Annotated in this window: 15 protein-coding genes and 1 pseudogene; 10 read left to right on the top strand and 6 right to left on the bottom strand. The window is 71.3% G+C overall.

What is annotated here, in order from left to right; all coding sequences use genetic code 11:
- Window positions 1-3 precede the first annotated feature (3 nt).
- From ACWCRJ_RS35815 to hypE, 3 genes are read left to right on the top strand one after another with little or no spacing between them, the layout of a single operon-like run.
- The gene (locus tag ACWCRJ_RS35815; protein WP_020114736.1) at window positions 4-309 is read left to right on the top strand and encodes a HypC/HybG/HupF family hydrogenase formation chaperone; all 306 of its coding nucleotides are present in this window, start codon (window positions 4-6) and stop codon (window positions 307-309) included.
- Window positions 306-1436, top strand: a complete 1131-nt coding sequence (hypD, locus tag ACWCRJ_RS35810) for a hydrogenase formation protein HypD (RefSeq protein WP_450943188.1) — start codon at window positions 306-308, stop codon at window positions 1434-1436. Before ACWCRJ_RS35815 ends, hypD begins: the two co-directional genes overlap by 4 nt.
- Window positions 1429-2517 carry a hydrogenase expression/formation protein HypE gene (gene hypE / locus ACWCRJ_RS35805; RefSeq protein ID WP_450943187.1) on the top strand — a complete coding sequence of 363 codons (1089 nt, stop codon included), beginning with the start codon at window positions 1429-1431 and terminating at the stop codon, window positions 2515-2517. Before hypD ends, hypE begins: the two co-directional genes overlap by 8 nt.
- Window positions 2518-2580: 63 nt before the next feature.
- Here the strand turns inward: hypE and ACWCRJ_RS35800 are convergent, their stop codons facing one another.
- The 3 genes and pseudogenes from ACWCRJ_RS35800 to ACWCRJ_RS35790 all read right to left on the bottom strand — a co-directional run bounded on the left by ACWCRJ_RS35800 (window position 2581) and on the right by ACWCRJ_RS35790 (window position 4663).
- Window positions 2581-2964 carry a hypothetical protein gene (locus tag ACWCRJ_RS35800; RefSeq protein WP_450943186.1) on the bottom strand — a complete coding sequence of 128 codons (384 nt, stop codon included), beginning with the start codon at window positions 2962-2964 and terminating at the stop codon, window positions 2581-2583.
- Between the two features lie 150 nt (window positions 2965-3114).
- Window positions 3115-4274 (bottom strand): annotated as a pseudogene (locus tag ACWCRJ_RS35795) (RNA polymerase sigma factor).
- A gap of 8 nt (window positions 4275-4282) precedes the next feature.
- Window positions 4283-4663 (bottom strand): YciI family protein, encoded by a 381-nt coding sequence (locus ACWCRJ_RS35790; protein ID WP_450943185.1) that lies wholly within the window; start codon window positions 4661-4663, stop codon window positions 4283-4285.
- Window positions 4664-4998: 335 nt separating this feature from the next.
- On the opposite strand from ACWCRJ_RS35790, the gene ACWCRJ_RS35785 reads away from it, so the two are divergent.
- The 3 genes from ACWCRJ_RS35785 (at window position 4999) to ACWCRJ_RS35775 (ending at window position 12446) form a co-directional block, all read left to right on the top strand.
- Window positions 4999-9264 carry a HAMP domain-containing protein gene (locus ACWCRJ_RS35785; protein ID WP_450943184.1) on the top strand — a complete coding sequence of 1422 codons (4266 nt, stop codon included), beginning with the start codon at window positions 4999-5001 and terminating at the stop codon, window positions 9262-9264.
- A gap of 76 nt (window positions 9265-9340) precedes the next feature.
- On the top strand, window positions 9341-11896 hold the full coding sequence (locus ACWCRJ_RS35780; protein ID WP_450943183.1) for a SpoIIE family protein phosphatase: 2556 nt from the start codon (window positions 9341-9343) through the stop codon (window positions 11894-11896).
- A gap of 130 nt (window positions 11897-12026) precedes the next feature.
- Window positions 12027-12446, top strand: coding sequence for an ATP-binding protein (locus ACWCRJ_RS35775; RefSeq protein ID WP_450943182.1), 420 nt, complete (start codon window positions 12027-12029; stop codon window positions 12444-12446).
- Window positions 12447-12500: 54 nt separating this feature from the next.
- On the opposite strand, the gene ACWCRJ_RS35770 is transcribed toward ACWCRJ_RS35775, so the two are convergent.
- Window positions 12501-13352, bottom strand: coding sequence for an RNA polymerase sigma factor SigF (locus tag ACWCRJ_RS35770; protein ID WP_450943181.1), 852 nt, complete (start codon window positions 13350-13352; stop codon window positions 12501-12503).
- A gap of 182 nt (window positions 13353-13534) precedes the next feature.
- Between ACWCRJ_RS35770 and ACWCRJ_RS35765 the strand changes: the two genes are divergently transcribed.
- The 3 genes from ACWCRJ_RS35765 to ACWCRJ_RS35755 are packed head-to-tail and all read left to right on the top strand — an operon-like array spanning window position 13535 to window position 15291.
- On the top strand, window positions 13535-13894 hold the full coding sequence (locus tag ACWCRJ_RS35765; RefSeq protein ID WP_450943180.1) for a hypothetical protein: 360 nt from the start codon (window positions 13535-13537) through the stop codon (window positions 13892-13894).
- The gene (locus ACWCRJ_RS35760) at window positions 13891-14820 is read left to right on the top strand and encodes an anti-sigma factor RsbA family regulatory protein (RefSeq protein WP_450943179.1); all 930 of its coding nucleotides are present in this window, start codon (window positions 13891-13893) and stop codon (window positions 14818-14820) included. The genes ACWCRJ_RS35765 and ACWCRJ_RS35760 overlap by 4 nt, the downstream gene beginning before the upstream one ends.
- 42 nt (window positions 14821-14862) lie before the next feature.
- Window positions 14863-15291, top strand: a complete 429-nt coding sequence (locus ACWCRJ_RS35755) for a VOC family protein (protein WP_450943178.1) — start codon at window positions 14863-14865, stop codon at window positions 15289-15291.
- Between the two features lie 11 nt (window positions 15292-15302).
- Here ACWCRJ_RS35755 and ACWCRJ_RS35750 read toward each other — a convergent pair whose 3' ends face one another.
- Window positions 15303-16073, bottom strand: a complete 771-nt coding sequence (locus ACWCRJ_RS35750) for a restriction endonuclease (protein WP_450943177.1) — start codon at window positions 16071-16073, stop codon at window positions 15303-15305.
- Window positions 16074-16180: 107 nt separating this feature from the next.
- Between ACWCRJ_RS35750 and ACWCRJ_RS35745 the strand changes: the two genes are divergently transcribed.
- Complete coding sequence (locus ACWCRJ_RS35745; RefSeq protein WP_450943176.1) at window positions 16181-17344, top strand: hypothetical protein; 1164 nt, start codon at window positions 16181-16183, stop codon at window positions 17342-17344.
- Between the two features lie 40 nt (window positions 17345-17384).
- Here the strand turns inward: ACWCRJ_RS35745 and ACWCRJ_RS35740 are convergent, their stop codons facing one another.
- A complete protein-coding gene (locus tag ACWCRJ_RS35740; RefSeq protein WP_450943175.1) occupies window positions 17385-18515 on the bottom strand; it encodes a hypothetical protein in 1131 nt (376 codons plus the stop codon).
- Window positions 18516-18561: the final 46 nt, after the last annotated feature.

Raw genomic sequence — 18561 nt, 5'->3', positions numbered from 1 at the left:
CTCATGTGCCTGGCGGTACCCGGCAGAGTGCTGGACATCGAGGAACGGGAGGGCACCCGGATGGCCACCGTCGACTTCGGCGGAGTGGTCAAGGAGGTGTGCCTGGAGTATCTGCCCGACCTTCAGGTCGGCGAGTACGCCATCGTGCACGTCGGTTTCGCCCTGCAACGGCTGGACGAGGAGTCGGCGCGGCAGACGCTCGAACTCTTCGCCGAACTCGGCCTGCTGCAGGAGGAGTTCGGCGACCCGTGGGAGACGGCGGCGGCGGAGGCGGGCATGGACCCGGTGGAAGAGGTGCGCAACCCGTGAGGTACATCGACGAGTTCCAGGACCCGGAGCTGGCGCGTCGGCTGCTCGACGACATCCATGCCACGGTGACCAGGCCGTGGGCGCTGATGGAGGTGTGCGGAGGGCAGACGCACAGCATCATCCGGCACGGCATCGACCAACTCCTGCCGAAACAGCTGGAGTTGATCCACGGGCCGGGCTGTCCGGTGTGCGTGACCCCGCTGGAGGTCATCGACAAGGCGCTGGAGATCGCCTCCCGGCCCGAGGTGATCTTCTGTTCCTTCGGGGACATGCTGCGCGTGCCGGGCACCGGCCGGGACCTGTTCCAGGTCCGCGGCGAGGGCGGTGACGTGCGGGTCGTCTACTCGCCGCTCGACGCCCTGCGCATCGCCCAGCAGAACCCCGACCGCGAGGTGGTGTTCTTCGGCATCGGCTTCGAGACGACGGCGCCCCCCAACGCGATGACGGTCCATCAGGCCCGGAAGCTGGGCGTCGGGAACTTCAGCATGCTGGTCTCCCACGTCCGCGTACCACCGGCCATCGAGGCGATCATGTCCTCGCCGAAGTGCCGGGTGCAGGGCTTCCTCGCCGCCGGGCACGTCTGCAGCGTGATGGGTGTGGGGGAGTACCCGGAGCTGGCGGAGCGCTTCCGCGTGCCGATCGTGGTGACGGGCTTCGAGCCGCTGGACATCCTCGAAGGGGTGCGCCGGGCCGTCCGCCAGCTGGAACGCGGTGAGCACAGGGTCGACAACGCCTACGCCCGTGCCGTTCGGCCGGAGGGCAACGCGGCCGCCCGCGCGATGCTGGAGGACGTCTTCGAGGTCACCGACCGGGCCTGGCGCGGGATCGGGGTGATCCCCGACAGCGGCTGGCGGCTGGCGGCGAAGTACCGCGACCACGACGCCGAGCACCGGTTCGCGGTCGACGGCATCCGGACGGCCGAACCCGCCGCGTGCCGCAGCGGGGAGGTCCTCCAGGGACTGCTCAAGCCGCACGAGTGCGAGGCCTTCGGCACGCTGTGCACCCCGCGCACCCCCCTGGGGGCCACCATGGTCTCCAGCGAGGGCGCCTGCGCGGCGTACTACCTCTACCGGCGCCTGGACATGCCCGCCACCACCGAGGTTCGGGAGGCGAGCCCCGTTGTCTGACACCACCGCCACCGATCTCCCCGTCCCCGCCGCGCCGGACATCGAGGCGTGGACCTGTCCGGCGCCCGTGCGCGACCGCCCCCGGGTCGTCATGGGCCATGGCGGCGGGGGAGTCCTCTCCGCCGAGCTGGTCCAGCAGATCTTCGCGCCCGCCTTCGGGGGCGAGGTGCTGGCCCAGATGGGTGACGCGGCCGTCCTCTCCCTGGGCGGAGCCCGGCTGGCGTTCTCCACCGACACCTACGTCGTACGGCCGCTGTTCTTCCCCGGCGGCAGCATCGGCGACCTGGCGGTCAACGGGACCGTCAACGACCTCGCCATGAGCGGCGCCCGCGCCGCCTACCTCTCCTGCGGATTCGTCCTGGAGGAGGGCGTGGAGCTGGACGTGGTCACGCGGGTCTCCCGGGCGCTCGGTGCCGCCGCGCGCACGGCCGGCGTGGAGGTGGCCACCGGCGACACCAAGGTGGTGGAGGCCGGCCACGGTGACGGGATCTTCATCAACACGGCGGGCATCGGCCTGGTACCGGCGGGCGTGGACCTGCGGCCCCAGCGGGTGGTCCCGGGCGACATCGTGATCGTCAGCGGCGCCATCGGCGTCCACGGGGTCGCGATCATGAGCGTGCGCGAGGGTCTGGAGTTCGGCGTGGAGATCAAGAGCGACTGCGCGGCGCTCGGCGGTCTCGTGGACGCCATGCTCGCCGTCACCCCTGATCTGCACGTCCTGCGCGATCCCACCCGGGGCGGCCTGGCCGCGACCCTCAACGAGATCGCGGCGGCCTCCGGAACCGGGGTCGTCATCCGGGAACGCGACGTACCGGTCCCGGCGGCCGTGGCCAACGCCTGCGCCATTCTCGGCCTGGACCCCATGTACATCGCCAACGAGGGCAAGCTCGTGGCCTTCGTCCCGCGTGAGCATGCCGACGCCGTCCTGGAGGCGATGCGGGCCCATCCGCTGGGCGCCGATTCGGTGATCATCGGCGAGACCGTCGAGGCGCATCCCGGCATGGTCGTGGCCCGTACCGGACTGGGCGGGACACGCGTGGTCGATCTGCCGATCGGGGAGCAACTGCCGCGCATCTGCTGACCGGGGCCTCGCGGCCCCGCCCGTCGAGGACGCCGTCGTCCGGACGACCGGTGGGCCCCGTGCCTACCGGTGGCTGGACGGCGGTGAGTCCTGGGGGTCCACGCCGGTCGAGGAAGAGGCGTCCCTGGCGCCGCTGGGGCGCTGGGAGCGGCCCTTGGGCCCGGTGTCGCGGCGGCCCTTCTCGTCCGCGTCGCCGTACTCCTCGCCGCGTTTCGCGTGACTCTTCGCGGTGTCCCCCGGGACGGGCTTCCTCTCCTCCGCCGACTTCGTGCGGCCCCGGCCCCTTGCCTCGGCGTGCTCGGCCGTATGGAAGGAACGGGAAGCGCTCGGGTTGTCCTGCTGGCGTGTCTCGTCCACATCGGGCGACCAGCCGTGCTGCCCGGCGCCCTCGTGACGGCTGGGGCCCTTTCCGTGCGGGGGCTCGGACGCTCGTGATTTCTTCGACATGGGCCGACCTGCCTCTTCCTGGTCGAGGGGACGCCGGTGGTGGCGTCGCCGCGCTGGGTGAAGTACCCCTTCTCATCGTATTTAAGTCATATCAGGGTATTTCCGGCGCGGGCGCGGCCCGCATGCCGTGGCGAAGCCGAGCGCGACCTGTCAGCCGCGCAGGCGGGCGTTGAGCCGGGCCGCCTGTCGGGTCAGGTGGTCGCGCTCGGCGAGGTCGGGCGCCTTGCGGGCCGCCTCGGCGTACAGCCGGGCGGCCGTCGCCGGGTCACCGTCGCGCTCGTGGAGATACGCCGCCACCGCGGTGTGACGCGGCAGCGAGTCCTCCAGTGCGGCGAGCGCCGCCGGCCCGGCACGGGGTCCGTCGGCCTCACCGACGGCCACCGCGCGGTTGAGCCGGACGACCGGGCTGTCGGTCAGGCGCGCGAGTTCGTCGTACCACTCGACGATCTGCACCCAGTCGGTCTCCTCGGCCGTGAGCGCGTCGGCGTGCAGCGCGGCGATGGCGGCCTGGGCCTGGAACTCGCCCAGCCGGTCGCGGGCGAGAGCCGTCTGCAGGATCCCGATGCCCTCGGCGATGGACGTGGTGTCCCACCGGCCGCGGTCCTGCTGGGCGAGCGGCACCAGGCTCCCGTCGGGCGCGGTCCGGGCGGCGCGCCGGGCGTGGTGCAGCAGCATGAGGGCGAGCAGTCCCGCCACCTCGGGATGGTCGATCGCGGCCGCGAGCTGCCGGGTGAGCCGGATGGCCTCGGCGGCGAGGTCGACATCGCCGGAGTAGCCCTCGTTGAAGACCAGGTGGAGGACGCGCAGCACGGTGGCGACGTCGCCGGGCCGGTCCAACCGCACGCCGGAGACGGTGCGCTTGGCCCGGCTGATGCTCCCCCACTGCCTTGAGGGCGTGGGAGGCACCCCCAGCGCCATGGTCGCCTCGGGCACCAGACAGGCCTGCGCGATCTGGCGGGTGGTGAGCCCGCCGACGGCGCGCAGCGTGAGTGCGACCGCCGACGACGGCGTCAGTGAGGGGTGGGCGCACAGGAAGTAGAGCTGGAGCGTGTCGTCCGCGCCGGGCGCGGGGCCGGGCACCGGCTCCTCCTCCACGCGGTCCTCGCGCCGGCGCCGGGCGGTGTCCGCGCGGGTCGCGTCGAGGAACCGGCGCCAGGCCACGGTGACCAGCCAGCCTTCGCGTCCCGCTGCGGGTCGGCCGGCCACACCGGACCGCCTCGCCCGTCCTCGGCCGCCGCGAAGTCGGCTCCGCGGCGGACGAGGACGGCGAGCACACCAGGGGTGAGGCTGCGGAGCAGTGCCTCGTCCATCGGCGAGGTCACTCCGTGATGGTGGGGTGCGCGGTCAGGAAGGGGCGCAGCTCCAGCCATTCGTGGATCGGCTTCCCGCCCGCCCCGGGGGCGGCCGACAGCTCACCGGCCAGTTCGACGGCGCGTTCGTAGGTGTCGACGTCGATCACCATCCAGCCGGCGATGAGGTCCTTCGTCTCGGCGAACGGTCCGTCGGTGACCGGCGGGCGCCCCTCACCGTCGTACCGCACCCACGTCCCCTCGGGGGCCAGCGCCTGACCGTCGACGAACTCGCCGCTCTTCTCCAGCCGGGCCGCGAAGTCGTTCATGTACTGGATGTGCGCGGAGATCTCCTCCGGTGTCCACAGCGGGGACGGAGCGGGTTGCGGGTTCTCGACATGGTCGGCCAAGATTTTTTCTCGGGATCGCGTGAGCGGTTCGTGGAGGGAGTCGCGCAAGGGGGGCGAGAGGTCGGACCGGGGCTGGGCGGGGGCCTTGACCAACCCCGCCGAGTGCCCCGTACTCGGTCATGTATTCCCCTCCGGCCGGTATCTTTTCGGGGCGGTCGGGATGCCTGCACCAGGCTTTGGTTGTCGGACGACAACTGAGTTAACCTTCACCGGATTTTCTCATCGGGCCGATTCGTGAACTGCGGAAATGCGGGCGGTGAGCGGGCCGGCCACGGCCCGGCGCGGGTTCCGAGTCCTCGGCGCGAGGGCTCTTGGGGAGCGGAACGAGGGTGCGCATGAGCAGCAAGACGATCGAGGCCGTCGACCGGGCCCCGGGCGAGCAGGAGCTACGTCAGCTTCTGGCCGGACTGACCGCCGTGCGCGACGGCGACTTCGGTACCCGGCTGCCGTCCGACGGTGAGGGCCTGCTCGGCGACATCGCCACGGTTTTCAACGGCATGGTGGACCAGCTGTCCGTGTTCACGTCGGAAGTTACGCGGGTGGCGCGGGAGGTGGGCACCGAAGGCACGCTCGGCGGTCAGGCCGAGGTTCCGGGGGTCTCGGGCACCTGGGCCGACCTGACCGACTCGGTCAACGCCATGGCGGGCAATCTGACCACGCAGGTGCGCGACATCGCGCAGGTCGCGACCGCGGTCGCCAAGGGTGACCTGTCGCAGAAGATCGACGTACCCGCGCGCGGCGAGATCCTGCAGCTGAAGGAGACCGTCAACACGATGGTCGACCAGCTCTCCGCGTTCGCCGACGAGGTCACCCGCGTCGCCCGTGAGGTCGGCAGCGAGGGCCGGCTCGGCGGTCAGGCCCAGGTGCCCGGCGTCGGCGGTGTCTGGCGCGACCTGACCGATTCGGTCAACTTCATGGCGGGGAACCTCACCTCGCAGGTCCGCAACATCGCTCAGGTGACCACGGCGGTGGCCGAGGGTGATCTGTCGCAGAAGATCACGGTGGATGCCCGTGGTGAGATTCAGGAGTTGAAGAACACCATCAACACGATGGTGGATCAGCTGTCCGGTTTCGCCGACGAGGTCACCCGTGTCGCCCGTGAGGTCGGCACCGAGGGACGACTCGGCGGGCAGGCGGACGTCAAGGGCGTGAAGGGCACCTGGCGGGACCTCACGGACTCCGTGAACTTCATGGGGGCCAACCTCACCTCGCAGGTCCGCAACATCGCCCAGGTGGCCACGGCGGTGGCTCAGGGCGACCTTTCCCAGAAGATCACCGTGGACGCCCGTGGTGAGATCCTGCAGCTCAAGGACACCATCAACACGATGGTGGATCAGCTGTCCGGTTTCGCCGACGAGGTCACCCGCGTCGCCCGCGAGGTCGGCACGGAGGGCAACCTGGGCGGACAGGCCATCGTCCGGGGCGCGTCGGGGACCTGGAAGGACCTGACGGACAACGTCAACGTGATGGCGTCGAACCTGACGGGCCAGGTCCGCTCGATCGCCCAGGTCGCCACCGCCGTCGCGCGCGGCGACCTCTCCCAGAAGATCACGGTCGAGGCCAAGGGCGAGGTCGCGGCCCTCGCGGACGTCATCAACACCATGGTCGACACGCTCTCCGCCTTCGCCGACGAGGTCACCCGTGTCGCCCGCGAGGTCGGCACCGAGGGACGGCTGGGCGGCCAGGCGCACGTGCCGAACGTCGCGGGCACGTGGAAGGACCTCACCGACAACGTCAACTCGATGGCCAACAACCTGACCGGCCAGGTCCGCAACATCGCCCTGGTGACGACGGCGGTGGCCAACGGCGACCTGTCGAAGAAGATCGACGTCGACGCCCGCGGCGAGATCCTGGAACTGAAGACGACCATCAACACGATGGTCGACCAGCTGTCGTCGTTCGCCGCCGAGGTCACCCGCGTCGCCCGCGAGGTCGGCAGCGAGGGCCGGCTCGGGGGACAGGCAGAGGTCGAGGGCGTCGAGGGCACCTGGAAGCGGCTCACCGAGAACGTCAACGAACTCGCCGGGAACCTCACCCGCCAGGTCCGCGCGATCGCCGAGGTCACCAGCGCCGTCGCCGAGGGCGACCTGACCCGCTCCATCACCGTGGAGGCGTCGGGCGAGGTCGCCGACCTCAAGGACAACATCAACTCCATGGTGGAGTCCCTGCGGGAGACCACACGGGCCAACCAGGAGCAGGACTGGCTGAAGACCAACCTCGCCCGGATCTCCGGCCTGATGCAGGGCCACCGCGACCTGCCCGTCGTCGCCGAACTCATCATGGACGAACTCGCGCCCCTGGCCTCCGCCCAGTACGGCGCCTTCTTCCTCGCGGAGGACACCGAGCGCGGTCCCGAGCTGCGGCTGGTGGGCTCGTACGGCTATCCCGACGACACCGACCGGCCCGAGCGCATCCCCGTCGGGCGCTCGCTGGTCGGGCAGGCCGCGCGCAACCGCCGGCCCATCAGTGTCGAGGAACTACCGCCGAACTACGTGACGATCTCCTCAGGTCTCGGGGAGGCCGTGCCCAGCGCCCTGGTGGTGCTGCCCATCGTGGTCGAGGACCAGGTCCTCGGAGTCATCGAACTGGGCTCCGTCACCCCCTTCACCCAGATCCACCAGGACTTCCTCTCCCAGCTGATGCCGACCATCGGCGTCAACCTCAACACCATCGTGGCCAACGCGCGCACCGACGAGCTGCTGGGGGAGTCGCAGCGGCTGACGGCCGAACTCCAGGCCCGCTCCGAGGAGTTGCAGGTGCAGCAGGACGAACTGCAGCGCTCCAACGCCGAACTGGAGGAGAAGGCCTCCCTGCTGGCCTCGCAGAACAGCGACATCGAGGCCAAGAACCTGGAGATCGAACAGGCACGGCAGGAGCTGGAGACCCGCGCACAGCAGCTGGCGCTGGCGTCGAAGTACAAGTCCGAGTTCCTGGCGAACATGAGCCACGAACTGCGCACCCCGCTCAACAGCCTGCTGATCCTCGCCCAGTTGCTGGCACAGAACCCCTCACGCAACCTGACACCCAAACAGGTCGAGTACGCGGGCATCATCCACTCGGCGGGCTCCGACCTGCTGCAGCTGATCAACGACATCCTCGACCTGTCGAAGGTCGAGGCGGGCAAGATGGACGTCACCCCGGAACGGGTGCCGCTGCGCAAGCTGTTGGAGTACGTCGAGGCGACGTTCCGGCCGATGACGACGCAGAAGAGCCTGGACTTCACGGTGGCCACCGCGCCGGGCACCCCCGCGGACCTGCTCACCGACGACTCCCGGCTGCGTCAGATCCTGCGCAACCTCCTGTCGAACGCGGTGAAGTTCACCGAACAGGGCAGCGTCGCCCTGCGCATCGAACCCGCCGCGGACCGGGAGGTGCCCACGGGCGTCCTGCGCGGCGGCGCCGTCGTGGCCTTCCGGGTGAAGGACACCGGTATCGGCATCCCCCAGCAGCAGCTGGAGACCATCTTCGGGGCCTTCCAGCAGGCCGACGGCACCACCAGCCGCAAGTACGGCGGCACCGGCCTCGGCCTGTCGATCACCCGGGAGATCGCCCATCTGCTCGGCGGTGCCGTCACCGTCGACAGCACGCCCGGACAGGGCAGCACCTTCACCCTCTACCTGCCCGTGGCACGCGCCGACTTCCAGGACGTGCTCGACGGCAGCGCCCTGCCGCCCGACCCGCACCCCGCCGGACGCGAGCTGACCTCGGCCGACCGGCAGGACGCCGATTCCCACGCGGCGCCCGAGCACCGCCGACGCCGTCTGCTCGTCGTCGAGGACCGCCCGCGCGGACTGCTGACCCTCGTCGCCGAACGCGCGGTCGCCGACCTCGCACCCGGCGACGACCCGCCCGGCGCGATCGACATCATCACCGCGATCGGCGCCCAGGAGGCCGCGAGCACACTGGCCGCCGAACCCTGCCACTGCGTGGTCCTCGAACTCGGCACGCCCGACGGCGAGGGCGCCCGACTGCTGGAGGCCATGGAGGGCGACTCCGCGCTCGCCAGCGTGCCCGTCCTCGTGCACACCGGTCACCGCGTGGACCTGGCGCACGAGCAGACGCTGCGCTCGCGCGCCGAGAACCGCCCGCTGGACTTCCTCTCCAGCCTGGACGAACTACGCGAACGGATCACCCTGCACCTGTCCGCCGAGGAGCCGGGCGACGTGCTGTCCCTGGTGCGCGCCGAGGAGTCCCAGCGCCCCGCCGCGCAGGTCGTCGACGGCGCCTTCCTCGGCCGTACGGTGCTCGTGGTCGACGACGACGCGCGCAACCTCTTCGCACTGAGCGGGATGCTGGAACTCCACGGCTTCCAGGTCCTGCACGCCGACAACGGCCGCAGGGGCATCGAGATGCTGCTCGCCCACCCCGACATCTCGCTGGTGCTGATGGACGTGATGATGCCCGAGATGGACGGGTACTCGGCCACCGCGGAGATCCGATCGATGCCCCAGTACGCCGAACTGCCCATCATCGCCGTCACCGCGAAGGCCATGCCCGGCGATCAGGAGAAGAGTCTCGCCTCGGGCGCGAACGACTACGTCACCAAGCCGGTCGACACCAACGACCTCATCGGCCGCGTCCGGCGCTGGCTGTCCGTATGACGGGGACACCCGCCGCCCCGCGTACCAGCCGACCGTGCGGTGTCCCCGGACACCCGAGCCGAGGAACAGGTCGAACGTGAGCAATCCCCACCAGCCGGCCGAGCCGCAGGACGCCGGCGCGCCGACGGACCAGTCGCCCGTCGACGACCCGACGGCCGGCACCGGCTTGCCGTCCGACGACCTTTTCGGCTTGCTGTCCGTGCCCCGTGACGACCTTCCCGCCGTGCCGGGCCGCCAGGAGGCGGACGAGGAGAAGGCCGACGGAGGTGAAGGGGACGGCAAGGGGGTGTCGACCCCCGTGGGCCGGCTCGCCGCGACCGTGGAGCGGTTGCGCCGCGAGGTGCAGGAGGCGCAGGCCGAGGCGGACGGGCGTGCCCTGATCGAGCTGGCCAAGGGCATCCTCGTCGAGCGGCTGGGGTGCGGGCCGTCGCAGGCGGCACGCCAGCTCACCGAGCTGACCGAGCAGGCGGGCGTGACCCCCCTCGAATTCGCCGTCGACGTCATCAACCAGGCCGCGCGCGACCGGCTCTCCGAGGTCACCACCACCTTCCTCGCGATCACGGAGGGCCGCCACGAGGCGCCCGAGGCGCCGCGGGGCGACTCCCCGGCCGTACGGCTGCGGACCGCCGAGAGCGGCGCGCTGGCCGCCCACGACGCCCAGGCCGTGGCCGACTCCCTGCTGGAACACGCTCTGACACCGCTCGGCGCCGAAGCGGTGGCCATCTGGGCGCTGGGCGCCGACGGCTCCCTCACCCTGGCCGGCAGCGCGGGCTTCCCCGCCGCGGAGGCGGCCCGCTGGCGGTACGTGCCTCCGGGGGTCGCCACAGTGGCACGCCATGGGCTCGGCGAGCGAAGGGGCCAATGGATCGGCTGTCTGTCCGAGACCGGCCTGCCCTCCATCGGCCGGCACCACCACCCCGACGGCGGCCGCGTCGCCGTACCCGCGGGCACCGGCGGCCGCATCCACGGCGTGCTGGAGATCGTCTGGCCCACACCACTGCAGGCCCAGCCCCCGCAGATCGTCCGCCAGGTCGAGGCACTGGCCGAGCTGTGCGCGCACGCCCTGGAGACCTACGTCCCGGACCGCACCGACGAGGGCTCGCGGGCCGCGACCCTGCCCGACGTCGCCGAACTGATCAACCTGGCCGACGGCCTGCACGACCCCGCGCTGGTGCTCGTCCCGTACCTGGACGCCACCGGAGAACTCGTCGACTTCCGCATCCAGCACGTCAACGGCCGCTTCCTCGACCCGGCCGGCCGGCCGCGCGGGGCCGTCAACGGAGCCCTGCTCCTGGAGACGTATCCGATGGCCGCCGGAGAGCGCGAGCTGTTCGGGCAGGTGGAGCGGGTCTACGCCACCGGTGAGCCCTTCCGGGCCCGCCGCATGCGACTCACGTCCCTGGTGGACGAGGTCCCGCTGTCGGCGGTGGCCGACGTCAACATCAGCCGGCACGGCGGCAGCGTGCTGCTCATCTGGCGCATCGAGGACGAGACCGCCCGGCTGGCGAGCCTGTTGCAGCACGCCCAGCGCCTCGGCCGCATCGGTGGCTTCGAGGAGAACCTCCTCACCGGCGAGATCACCTGGAACGGCCAGCTCTACAGCCTCTACGGCAAGCCCTCCGTCAGCGGCCCGGTCCCACTGGAGGACCTGCCCGCCCACGCCCACCCCGACGACGCCGTCGCCATCGGCAGGTTCCTGCGCACGCTGCTCCACCACCGTCGCCCCGCCTCCGCGGCCTTCCGGCTCCAGCGCCCCGACGGTGTCACCCGGCACATCCGCGTCGTGGCCGAGCCGGTCCTCGACTCCGACGGCCGGCTGTCCGTCGTCCGCGGCGCCTACCAGGACATCTCCGCCCACCACTGGACGGAGGTCGCCCTCGCCGCCACCCGCGACCAGCTCGCCCACTCCGAGCAGCAGGCGAGCGAACGCGACCGGCTCACCCTCCAGCTCCAGCACGCGATCATGCCGCCCGCGCAGGCCCCGCTGGAGGCCCCCGGGCTGCGTGTGGCCGTGCGCTACCGGCCCGCCGAGACCCAGAACCTGGTCGGTGGTGACTGGTACGACGCGGTCGTCCTGCCGTCCGGGCTGGTCCTGCTGTGTGTGGGAGACGTCGCCGGGCACGGCATAGAGGCCGCCACCAGCATGGTCGTCCTGCGCAACGCGTTGCGCGGGCTGGCCGTGACCGGCGCGGGACCGGGCCAGTTGCTGTCCTGGCTCAACATGGTGGCCCACCATCTGACCGGCGCCGTCACCGCCACCGCGGTCTGCGGCCTGTACGACCCCGACCGCCACACCCTGCGCTGGGCCCGGGCGGGCCATCTGCCGCCCGTTCTGGTGCGCGCCGGTGAGGCGACCCCGCTGCCCCTGGTCAAGGGGCTGCTGCTGGGTGCGCTGCCCGAGGCGACGTACGAGGAGAACGAGACCCAGCTGGCCGTCGACGACACCCTGTTGATGTACACGGACGGCTTGATCGAACGCCGTGACCGGTCCGTGGAGGAATCACTGGCCCAGCTGCTGACGGCCGCGCGCACGGTCCCGCCGACGCTCGACCAGCAGCTGGACCGTCTGCTCACCCACAGCAAGTCCGACACGGACGACGACACCTGCCTCGTGGGCGTCCAGGTGACCTAGGACCCTGACGGAGCCGTGACGGCTCGGTACCGGACGACGGGATCTCATCGGCCCACGGGACGTCTGTGAACGCCGTCGGCGGGCACACGAGGGGTACGAGATCGGTTCCGAGGACAGAACGGGGAAGCCGGTGACGATCAAGGCGAAGGGCTGGGCACATTCGTTTCCCGTGTCCGGGGGTGTGCGGGCCGGCCGGCGGTGGACACGGAGGCAGTTGGAGTCACTTCCATGGACCGCCGCCGAGCCGCAGACGGTGGACGCCATCGTTCTGGCCGTGTCCGAACTGCTCACCAACGCACATGTCCACGCGCACAGTGACGCGCATCTGATCCTCACCTGGGACGGCGACTGCCTTCAGGTGAGCGTCCATGACGAGGACCCCACCCTGCCGCGCCAGCGCGATCCGCAGGCCGGGGAGGTCTCCGGCCGCGGCGTGGGCATCGTACGGATGCTCGCCGACGAGCTGGAGATGAAGTGTCAGCGGCACGGCAAGACGGTGTCGGCGTGCTTCCGTCCGGCCGGTACCGGCCGGACGGGCGACGACCGCTGAACCCCGGTGACGACCGCCCGGAACGGACGGCCGGCCGCCGGGATGCCGCTGGGTTCAGTTCGTGCTCAGCATGCCCCGGCGCAGGCGGGCCAGGGTGCGCGAGAGCAGACGGGAGACGTGCATCTGCGAGCAGCCGAGATGTTCGGCGATCTGGACCTGGGTGAGTTCTTCGACGAACCGCATGTGGATGATCCGCCGGTCGCGTTCGTCCAGTTCGGCGAGGAGCGGGGCGAGGGCGTGGAAGTCCTCGACCAGCTCCATGCCGGCGTCCTCGCTGCCGATGAAGTCCGCGAGCGCCGCCTCCCCGGTCTCGTCACCACCGATGGCGGCGTCGAGGGAGGAGGAGTTGTAGCCGTTGGCGGCCAGACGTGCCTCGATGACCTCCTGCTCGGAGAGGTTCATCAGCTCGGCCAGTTCCTTGACCGTCGGACCGCGGCCGAGGCGACTGCTGAGTTCGTCGGTGGCGCGGGCGAGTTCGACGCGGGCCTCCTTCAGGCGACGGGGCACGTGCACGGCCCAGGAGGTGTCGCGGAAGAACCGCCTGATCTCTCCGACGATGTAGGGGACGGCGAAGGTGGTGAACTCCACCTCGCGCGAGAGTTCGAACCGGTCGATCGCCTTGATCAGGCCGATCATGCCGACCTGGACGATGTCCTCCATCTCGTCCGCGCCCCGGCTGCGGAACCGGCCGGCCGCGTAGCGGACGAGGGAGATGTTCATCTCGATCAGTGTGTTGCGGGCGTACTGGTATGCGTGGGTGCCCTCTTCGAGGACGGCCAGCTGCTCGAAGAACAGCTTCGACAGCGATCGCGCGTCCCTGGGTGCCACCTTCAGCGGATCGGAGATCTCCGGCAGCTGAACGGTGGTGTGGCCGACGCTCGTCCCAAGACTCGTTGTCGCCGTCATCCTTGCTTTCCTCCCTCGCTGGTCAGCCGGCCTCAGTCCGTGGACTCGGCCGCCGGCGTGCCGCCTACCCCGTCTGCCCGCAGTCATGCGTGCGTATTCACGAACGGATCCGAGCGCCGACGAGAGTTATACGATGACGTGTCCGTAGCCCGCTGGGGCAGTCAGATGCAGGGGGAGAGGGCGTGGACGTCTCTCATGGTGCGCACAGGACGGTGCCGGGGTCGCCGCGTGGCGGCGCGGTGCTGGAGATCCGCTCTCTGCCCGGTCGTCCTGGTATTCGTGCTGCAGGAGAAATCAACGTGATCACCCGCTCGTTCTGGGAACAAGGACTGGAGGACCTGGCGCGCCTCCATACGGAGGTCTCCTTCGTGGAACTGTCCGATCTGATGTCCATCGATGTGGGCGGCACCGCGGCGCTGGCGGTCACCGCGCAGCGACTGGGCAGCGGTCGCATCGTCGTGGACCGTCCGCCGCCGGAGCTGGAGCGCATCCTGCACATCTTCTGGCCCGGCCATACGGGGATCGAGGTGGCAGGACGATGAGCACGGTCCTCCCCGTCGAACCTTTCGTGCACCCCGCGCTGTTCTACCGGGGCGAGGAGCAGTACACGGCGGGCACGGTGCCGTTCCTGACCGAGGGCCTGGCCGCCGGAGAGGCCGTCGCCGTCGCCGTTCCCGGCCCCCACCTCGAACTGATCAAGGCCGGGATGGGAGCGAGCGCCGACAAGGTCACGTTCCTCGACATGACCCGGGTGGGCCGCAACCCGGGGCGGATCATCCCCGGTGTCCTGCGGGCCTTCGCCGACGCCCACCCGGCGGGCCGGGTGCGGATCATCGGCGAGCCGATCTGGGCCGGCCGTTCGGCCGTGGAGTACCCGGCGTGCGTCCAGCACGAGGCGCTCATCAACGCGGCCTTCCAGGGCCGCGAGGTGACGATCCTGTGTCCCTACGACGCGGACGCGCTGGAGCCCGAGGTGCTCACCGACGCCTACGCCACGCATCCCGTCGTCATCGACACCGGCGTCGAACTGCCCAGCGACGCCTACGATCCCGACCGCGTCGTCGCCCGCTACAACCAGCCCCTCGCCTGCCCGCCCGGAGCCGCGTCGCTGTCGTTCGACGCGAAAGCCCTCCCCGAGGCACGCGCCTTCGCGGTCCAGGAAGCCAAGCAGTTGGGCCTTGGCGAGGACCGGCGGCAGGATCTGATGCTCGCGGTCGCGGAACTGACCACCAACAGCGTGGTGCACGGCGGCGGCACGGGAACCCTGCGGATCTGGGCGGACGGCGAGCAGATCGTCTGCGAGGTCCACGACCGTGGCCGGCTGACCGACCAGCTGGCCGGCCGCCGGCCGCCGGCCCGTGACCAGTTGGGCGGGCGGGGCCTGATGCTGGTCCACTACGTCTCCGACCTCGTACGCCTGCACACCGCCCCGGACAGCACCACCGTCCGCTTCTACCTCCACCGCTGACGGGCCCCGCCCGGCCCGCGACGAGCGGGGTAGGGTGCGCCGATGCCAACGATCAGGAAGTTCCAAGTCACCTTCGACTGCGCGGAACCCGAGCGCCTCGCCCGCTTCTGGTGCGAGGTCCTGGGGTACGCCGTACCGTCACCGCCGAAGGGCTTCGACACCTGGGACGACTTCAACGCCTCCCAGTCCCCGGAGGACCGGGGTTCGTGGTTCGCCTGCGGTGATCCCTCGGGTGTCGGCCCGCGCCTGTACTTTCAGCGCGTCCCCGAGGGCAAAACCGCCAAGAACCGGGTGCATCTCGACGTGCGGGTCGGCACCGGACTCGTGGGCGAGGAGCGGCTGGCCACGCTGGAGGCAGAATGCACCCGCCTGCTCGCGCTCGGCGCGGTACGCGTGCGGCTCCTGTACGACGGCAGCGATTCCTGCATCGTGATGCAGGACATCGAGGGCAACGAGTTCTGTCTCGACTGAGCGTGCCGTCCTCATCCGGCCGTCCACTCCGCGAGAGGGGCCTCCCAGGGCCGGGGGCCGGTGCCGTCCGTCCAGGCCCGCAGGGCCTCCCGGTCCACGCACACGATCCCGCACCGCTCGGCGTACTCCAGTGCCGGCGCGGTGAAGTCGCTGGTGGTGACCAGCACGGCGACATCAGCCTCGTGGACGGTGAAGCAGGTGCCGCCGAAGCGCTGCAGATCCTGGGAGCCGACGCGGTGGGAGTCGCCGTACTGCTTGCACTGGATGACGACCCGGCACCCGTCGGGAGCCACGGCGACGACATCGGCGCCCAGGTCCCCGGCCCCTCCCACGACGTCGACCGCCGTGCAGCCGTCGCGTGCGCAGAGGGCGGCGATCGCCTCCTCGAACCCCTCCGGCGTCAGGGCGTCGTAGTCGACGTCGACGGTGGCCTCGGCGGCCGGACGCGGACGGGGAATCGCCAGAACTTCAGCCTCAGCCTCGGCCTCGGCTTCCAGACGGGCGGCCGCCTCCCGCGCCGCCTCGTCGAGCGCCGCCGCCGCTCGGCGTGCCGCTCTCGCCACGTGCCACCGGCGACGCAGCCCCACGGAACCCGCGACACCCACGACGACCAGGACGAACACCCAGGCGGGGCGCCGCTCGACAGCCCCGGCCACCGTGTGGACCGCGAAGCCCGACGCGCATACGACCACGGCGAGAAGGACGAAGAACAGGGCGGTGGCGCGAAGGTCGAACCCTCGTCGGCGGTGCGCAGGCGGTGTACGTCGCGCGGATGTGGTCACGGCATGCCCCCTCATGAGACCGGTAAGAAGATCAACTGATCGTGTGCCCAAGATCGGGAACTTCACCGTCCGGCTGCCGCGGCGGGGCCACGTGGGAGGATGCGGCCATGATGCGGCTCAGGGAACGCGGGTGGCGGGCGGCCGAGTTGGTGGCCGCGGTGGGTACGGCGGTGGCGCTCGGCGCCTGTGGACCCGCGGGCGCCGGGGGCTCCGCCGCGAGCGGGGCCGACGGGGAGCGGGGCAGCGGCGGCCGGGAGGCGCGGTACCAGCGCGTCATCGAGGACCCCCGTCCGCGTCCCGCCGACGTCGTCGAGGCGGCCGGCGCACCGTCCGGTGTCGCCCGCTCGGGTGACGGCTCACTGCTGCTGACGTACGACGCCGGCAACGTCGAGGACGACGAGGGGCCGGCCGCCACCGCCTGGCGCATCGTCGACCCGGCGGGCCGTACGGTCGCCGAGCACGCGGAGCACACGAACGCGGAGGCGGTGCGGACCGCGTTCGAGGGAGTGCCCGGGGGCTTCGTGAAGGTGCCTTCGGGGGAGGGGAGCGAGGGAGCGTACGGCCTCGACGTACGCGGCGAGCGGTACGAGGTCGTCGTCACCGACACCCCGCTGCGCACCCGCCCCGGCGACATCCTGCTCGCCGAACCGGAACCGACCCTCGTCTACCGCCCCGCCACGCGCACGATGGCGCCCCCGGCCGGAGCGCCGGACGAGGCCATCGACTTCGCCGTCGACGAACAGGGCACGATCTGGAGCCTGGAGCAGTCCCTCACCGACGACCCCCACCGGGTCGTACGGCAGCGCGGCGGCCGCACCCTGGGCTCCGAGGCCGTCCCGCAGCCCTACGCGGGGACCGGACTCGCCGCGGCGAGCGGCACCGCGGCGCTGGCCCTCGCACTGGACGAGGGTGTGCGCGGCCTGTTGGTGACGACGGACGACGGCGCGCACTGGCGCACGGTCCTCGACGGCGGCATTCCCTGGAAGGACCTGGACCGGGGCGAGGAGTCGCTGGTCCTGGAGGTGCTCACGGACGGCCGGCTGCTCGTCGGCGAGGAAGGCGGCCGCTACTGGCTCGCCGACGGCCGCGGCGACAGCACCTTCCACGAGCTGAGGACACCGGTGCCCTTCACGTCGATCGCCGTCCACGGCACGACGCTCTACGGCATCGCGGACGCGACGACGGCGACGTACGACCTGGTGAAGGGCGAAGGAGTGTGGACCTCCCGCGACGGCGGACGTCAGTGGCGGCGGTTGGCGGAGCGCGGATAGCACGCGGGTCGCGGGCGGGCCCGGCCCCGTACCCCGGTCGTCACAGAATCCAGACGCGCAAGGTGTCGCCCGCCTCGGAGACCGTGTACCAGGTGCCGTCGCCGAGCCCCCTCGGTGGGCCGGACACCGGTTCGGGGTAGGTGATGCGGTCGCCCAGGCGCATCAGGGGCAGGTCGATGAGCCAGTGTCGGCCCTCCCCGTACTCCTCGTCGCTCTCGACCGTGCCGGCGATACCGGTCCTTTCGTCGAGGAAGCCTCCCTCGTAGTCCCAGAACGCCTCGGTCGCGTCCTCGTCCTCGTCGTCCGTGTCCGCCTCGGGCTGCGCCGGAACGGTGTCGGCGCTCAGCTCGGCCTCCACCGCGCCGTCGGTCACGGCGTGCACGGCGAGGGTGTCCTGATCGTGGGAGACCGTCAGGAGACGGTCGCCGGACGGGCTCACCGCCATGAGTATCCGGTCCTCGTCGTCGAAGTAGGAGACGGAGAGCGTCCGGCCGTCCCAGCGTCCCCACCGCAGCGGGGCGCCCTCCTGGCCCTCCCCGATGGACAGGCCCATCTGGCTCGGATCCGGGTGGGGTACGTGGACCGATCCGGCAGCCGCCGCCCGCGCGTCCGCCCGTGCGAGCACACGCCCCTGGGCGGCGTCGACGACGAGCCATTCCTCCTTGGCAGGCTCGGCGGCTTCTCGTTCCTGGCCCTCCTCGGCGACGGGTCCTGGGACATGCGCCCACACCACGGTTCCGTCGGACGAGAAACCGGCCGATCCGCTGCTCGCGTGGCGATGGTCCCTGTCGTCGGCGTACTCGTCGTACGATCCGTGCGTCTCGTGCGGCTCGCGGCCCGTGCCGGCCCAGCAGCGGTGCCGAATCTCCCACCGCACCGCGCCGGTTCGGTCCACCGCCCGTACCGAGTGGACCCCGGCGAAGACGGCCAGGTCCAGGGTCGGTGCCACCGCGCACGTGCCGAAGCGGCGTGGCCAGGGCGCCGGGAAGCGGATCGGCGCGGACTCGCCCGACGCGTCCGCCGGCCGCTCCAGGACCCGTACCACCAGTTCGGTGTCGCCGCGCTGCACCAGCAGCCGCTTCCCCGGCCGGTGCTCCGCGTACGGAGCGTCGGCCTCGGACGAGGAGAGGGGGGCGGCGTGCGTGGCGACGAGGCGAGCCGATGCGGTCACGGGTTCTCCGGCGTACGAAGGGATCTTGTGGACACCCTACGAGGGG

It is taken from the genome of Streptomyces sp. NPDC002324, assembly GCF_053593335.1.
This window is presented reverse-complemented; position numbering and strand designations above follow the sequence as displayed.